General features: G+C 72.9%; 1 protein-coding gene. It reads left to right on the top strand.

Features of this window, described 5'->3' with window-relative positions; genetic code table 11:
- Positions 1-384: 384 nt before the first annotated feature.
- A partial coding sequence (locus GX414_09100; GenBank protein NLI47251.1) for a hypothetical protein occupies positions 385-1,819 on the top strand: 1,435 nt, incomplete at its 3' end.

Raw genomic sequence — 1,819 nt, 5'->3', positions numbered from 1 at the left:
GTGCCGCCCCGGTGGGGCTCAAGGCGGAGAGAAGGCCGACTTATCTGGGTTTCCGGCTTACCAGGGGCTGCGCCCCTGGCTAATGAATTCCGGCCCTGGCGGGCCGGGATCGTGCCCGGACGCCGCCGCCTGCCGGCCATTCGCGCGTGCTCGTCATCGAGGCTCGAGACTCGAGGCTCGTTCCCAACGATCAACCATCAACCATAAACCATCAACGGTTCCGGACATCGCACATCGGATTTCGTGCTCGTAATCGTGATCGTGCTCGTGAGCGTCCTCGCTTGATCGGTTTTCGTCATCCCCCGGGCTTGGCAATCCGGATGGGCTGGCTTATCATGGGGAAGATGTCAGCCGACTCATGATCACGACACGGAGGGTGCGATCGTGCGGGGACGGTCAATGGTGCGATGGACGGCGGCGGCCGTCATCCTGTTCCACGCCGCCGCCGGCGCGGCGGTGGCGCAGCTCCAGCCCATCCGCGTGGGTTTCCTGGGCGCGGAGAGCGCCGAGGCCCTGGACACCGAAGGCGCGGCGGCGCTGCGCGCCCTGAATGCCCGGCCCGGGGTGGAAGCGCGGTTCATCCCAGTGGCGGGGCTTACGCCCGGTAGCCGCGCGCTCGCCGAGTGCGACGTGCTCTGGTACCACCGCGGGTCGACCGGGGAGCTGTCCGTGGCGGAGCGGGCGCCGGAATTTCTGGCAGCCCTGCGCCAGCGGGTCGAGGCGGGCGCCGGGATGCTCCTGACGCTGGATGCGCCGCGCCTGCTGCCGGAGCTGGGGCTGGAGGACGCGCCGCCCGACGTCCGTGACGTGGCGGTGAACGATGAGGGCTACGGCCGCAGGCGCGGCCTGCACGCCTTCCGCGCCCACCCGATCTTCGCCGGGCTCCACGGCGGCGCCATGCTGTGGGACGCCGACGCCGACCACGCCTGCCGCCAGGTGGGCTGGTTCGGCGACCGCGTCCCCCGCGGCCGGGTGGCGGCGGTGGACTGGGGCTACGTCCGCCTGTACGAGGACGCCAAACTGGCCGTCGAATACGAGACCGGCGCCGGGCGCATGCTGGCGGTGGGCGCCTACACCTGGTTTGCGCCGCCCAACCGCGAGCGCCGGAACCTGGAGCTCTTTCTGGACAACTGCCTCGGGTACCTCGCCGGGCGGATGACGGCGGCCGCCCGCGACCACTGGACGTACGGCGTGCCGCAGGTCGAGGCGCGCGGCCGGGCCTCCGGCCGGCTGCGGCCGCCGCCGCCGCGGCCGTGGCGGCGGCCCGACGACGCGATGGTGCTGCGGAGCCCCTTCGCCGCCGATGCGCCGTGGGACCTGGCCGGGCGGCGGATCCTGGTGATGGGCCGCGAGCCGGGCGGCATCGCGGAGATCTGGGCCCATCCGCTGATGGCCTTCCGCGACGTCGAGGCGGCGCTCCGGATCGGCGGGGACGCCGCGCCGCTGGCGCCGCTCGGCGGGGAGCGCCCCGAGATCGAAATCCGCCCCGAGTCGGTCACCCGCATCTACCGCTTCCGGCGGGCAATCCTGAAGGAGGTGATCGCGGCCGATCCGGCGGCGCCGGTGGCGGTGGTCCACTACGAGTACCGGGGCCTCCACCCGGCGGAGCTGGTGGTGAGCGCCACGAGCAACCTGCGTCTCATGTGGCCGTACTCGGAGCGGGTCTGGGGCACCCTTACCCACGCGTGGGACGACGGCCTCGGCGCCCTGCTGGTGCAGGACGGCGGCGAGCGCGCGGCGGCGGTGATCGGCGCCAACCGCCGCCCCCTCCAGGTGATGGCGGGCCGCTACGATGGCTTCGGGGGGAGCGGGGCCGACT

It is taken from the genome of Acidobacteriota bacterium (assembly GCA_012517875.1).
GTDB lineage: Bacteria > Acidobacteriota > JAAYUB01 > JAAYUB01 > JAAYUB01 > JAAYUB01.
Note: the sequence above shows the minus strand (reverse complement) of the source record. Positions and strands in the feature narration are given on the sequence as shown.